The organism is Patescibacteria group bacterium, from assembly GCA_041675205.1.
Classification (GTDB): Bacteria; Patescibacteriota; Patescibacteriia; order GWA2-46-9; family GWA2-46-9; genus JBAYUF01.
Window position 1 is genome coordinate 1 of record JBAYUF010000028.1, and the last position, 3,004, is coordinate 3,004.

Genomic DNA, 3,004 nt, shown 5'->3' on the forward strand with positions numbered 1-3,004 from the left:
CGTTCCGGTGGTCGAGCCAATGTTTGGAGAACTGGATTTATGAGCGGCACATTAACATTCGAAGAAATTGAACATGGCCTTTACTGGATGACACAAACGAATTTACCGGAGACTCAAGCGTTACGCGTGCGTTATTTCGGCAACTATTTGCATTTCATAGACAACCGTAACACCGTGGCTGTTAGCGATGTGGAATTGCATCTGTTGCGCTTCGTGCCAATCACAGAACACAACGTCGGTCGGCCCGGTACAGGTTCTGGCCCCGGTGGTGCTGTGACCATTTGTGATGAACATTACGAATTGGGCGAGCAATGAACGTTCTGAATTGGGATGAATTGGAAGCTGAAAAAGCTTACTTGATGCACAAACCTAATGACGGCGAAACCCTTACGTGCCGTGCGTATAACGTGTCTGGTTACAAAGAACTGTTCGTGCAGGTAGAAGGCTACCGCGATGAACATAAGGCCGCGCATTTCCGTGACAACGTTTTCATGGAAATTGAAATGCCCTCCCGTTCTGATTGGGCGTTGGCAATTCTGCGTAAAGACTCAGCGTAATTTAACGTTACCATCATCCACGTAGGCCGGTCGAAGGATCGAGAAATTTCATGCTTTCACTCAATAAAAAACAAGCGCTAAAAATGCGCGACGAACTGCTTTCACTTAGCGTTGTTTTGCTTCTTGATGGGAAAACGTACGGTTACGAATTGCTTCACCAGTCTGGAAAGGTATTCACGCTTTGGCGGATTGACACACCGAACCGCCTCACGTGCACACAATTGGATACGGCCCGAGCACTTGCCGATTATTTGAAATTTGACAGGTTCGGGGTTCGCCTACAGGAAACCACTGCATGAAACTGTTTTTATCCGTGGCACAGCTTGACCGTTTGTTGTCTACCGGTCGAATTGATTTGCTACCTGCGTACATCGACAAAGGCGTTACGTATTACTCGCATAATTGCATGTTCCCTGATGCAATTGCGGAATTGAATTGTCCTGAGCCGTTCATTGTGCATAATCAACCATTCATTGAAGCTGGCGCGTGGTTGACTGCTGTGCACACATGCAAGATGCCGGAGACGACGAACTTTCACCCTATGTTCGTATACCCGGATATGGAAACGATGGTGGCCCACGACATGCGTACGGTGGTCAATGCCATACATCGTGCCATGAGCCGCCCTGTGCTGCGTTCCAACGACCTACAGGCGCTCTCTGTTGCCTTCCTACAGGGTTGCACAGACGAAGAGCTGCCAACGTACCGTGACGTGTTCCAGTCATTTGTTGAGTTGAATCCGAAATTCGTTCGCATGGCATGGAACGCAAACGACATTCCCAACGCGGATAAATTCAAAACGCTTTGCTTGCAGTTGCCATCGTCAGGCATGGGAATTTGGGAATCAGCAGCTCAACACATTTTCAAAAAGTGGACGCTATACGAATAAGGTTTAGAAACGAAAAAAGCCCCGAATCCAATCACGGAAACGGGGCTTTTTTTTTGCTTTGAATTAACCTACAGCAACATCATTTTCGTGGCCTTGCAAATGCGCCTTGATATACACCTTCGGTTCCATTGCAGTGTCTTCGCTCATGCGCTGCATGAACTCTACGAATGATGGACTTGGGCGCTTCCACACTTTAACCATACCGACGCTTTGAAACACGGACGATTCCAGAATTGCCACCGTGGAAATATCTTTGATCGTTACCCCATGCTCTCTCAAACGTTCTGGTACATCCTTGCACATGAGTGGCATGTGAATAACGTTCTTCAAATTTCCGTTGATACGGAATTCGTCCATCCAGTTGCGGGAGAAATCAGCGTGGTTACAAACGATCACAATCTTTCCATACTTTGACACGTGCCAAAGGGAAGCCAGCATCGCCGTGATTTTACCGCAGCGTTGTGGTCCAAGAAAAATGAGTGAACGTTTGGGAATTTTTAATTCGTACAGTGCACCAGTTTGCATTTCCATGATGTTTTCCTCTTATGTGGGATTAGGTTTTTACTTCAAAATTAGGCGCCGATTAGCACCTTTCACAAACGATATGTGAATGTAGTTGTCACGCATCTGCAAAATGTCGAACTCTTCCGATTGCAAATATTCGTAAATCTTTTCCAGATCGTTCGACACGATGGAAACTGCATGGCCGGTCACATGCTGTTTTTGTTGGATGTAATCGAACCAGTTTTTATCGCTGCATGTCAGTTTGTTTTGACGGCACCATTCGAAGAAAGAGGGCTTGCTGTATTCGCGTTCCAGTGTAGGCGAGCGATACCAACTCACGATCCGAAAGTTGTAAGCGTTGCGCAATGGTTCCAGCACAAACTCGGCCAAATCCTCGGCAGCGCGCAGCACATTACGTGGGGGCGTATTGTCGATTCTGTTTTTAATCGCAACGAGGTCGAAACCCACGTCAAGATCGGTGTAGTTTGGACTGATATTCATAACGGTTTCCTTTACAACGCAAGGCCAATAATGGCAATCGCTTGCCAGAAGACTTTCTCAATGGCGAACCACGTTTTATCGCGTTCGTGTGCTTGTTGTTCCTTCAGGTACAGCGCGTAGTTTTCGTTGGCGCGCACTTCCTGCTTCAGCGCAATATCTACGACCGTGTTGTGTTGCTGGATCGTTTGATTATGTGCTGCCACAAGGAGGTTTAAGCCTTCGGTGTTTGCTTTCGATTGCCGCACGTAATCCGTAAGCTTTCGCGTGTTGGGTAGATCGAGAACAGCAACTTCAGTGCCGTTAACTTGCGCTTGGCTTATCGCCGGTTTGTCCGGTAACGTCGCTACCATTTCCAGCGGCGACAATTTCTGTAGCGGCATCGGCGGTGGTGGCGTCCACTGGTTTGTCGTTTGACAGCCGGTCAACAGCAACAGCGACAACAGCAGCAGCAATAGCGCTATTTGTTTGATTCGCATTGGTTTCACTCGTTTGCAACCGTGCTATTTCCGTCTGCACTGACATTGGCAATGGTGGACGGCCAATCATCGAGTCA

General features: G+C 47.8%; 7 protein-coding genes. 3 read left to right on the forward strand and 4 right to left on the reverse strand.

Translation table 11 applies throughout. The features are described from left to right. From WC052_06030 to WC052_06040, 3 genes are all read left to right on the forward strand, one after another. A partial coding sequence (locus WC052_06030; GenBank protein MFA7287194.1) for a hypothetical protein occupies window positions 1-315 on the forward strand: 315 nt, incomplete at its 5' end. Further along, complete coding sequence (locus WC052_06035) at window positions 312-557, forward strand: hypothetical protein (protein ID MFA7287195.1); 246 nt, start codon at window positions 312-314, stop codon at window positions 555-557. The genes WC052_06030 and WC052_06035, both read left to right, overlap by 4 nt. A 295-nt stretch (window positions 558-852) precedes the next feature. Next, complete coding sequence (locus tag WC052_06040; GenBank protein MFA7287196.1) at window positions 853-1,446, forward strand: hypothetical protein; 594 nt, start codon at window positions 853-855, stop codon at window positions 1,444-1,446. Between the two features lie 63 nt (window positions 1,447-1,509). Here WC052_06040 and WC052_06045 read toward each other — a convergent pair whose 3' ends face one another. From WC052_06045 to WC052_06060, 4 genes are all read right to left on the reverse strand, one after another. Further along, complete coding sequence (locus tag WC052_06045) at window positions 1,510-1,977, reverse strand: hypothetical protein (protein MFA7287197.1); 468 nt, start codon at window positions 1,975-1,977, stop codon at window positions 1,510-1,512. 30 nt (window positions 1,978-2,007) lie between these two features. After that, window positions 2,008-2,451, reverse strand: a complete 444-nt coding sequence (locus tag WC052_06050; GenBank protein ID MFA7287198.1) for a hypothetical protein — start codon at window positions 2,449-2,451, stop codon at window positions 2,008-2,010. 11 nt (window positions 2,452-2,462) lie between these two features. Further along, window positions 2,463-2,801 carry a hypothetical protein gene (locus tag WC052_06055; protein MFA7287199.1) on the reverse strand — a complete coding sequence of 113 codons (339 nt, stop codon included), beginning with the start codon at window positions 2,799-2,801 and terminating at the stop codon, window positions 2,463-2,465. Then, window positions 2,752-3,004: hypothetical protein (locus WC052_06060; GenBank protein MFA7287200.1), on the reverse strand; the 253-nt coding region annotated here is incomplete at its 5' end. The genes WC052_06060 and WC052_06055, both read right to left, overlap by 50 nt.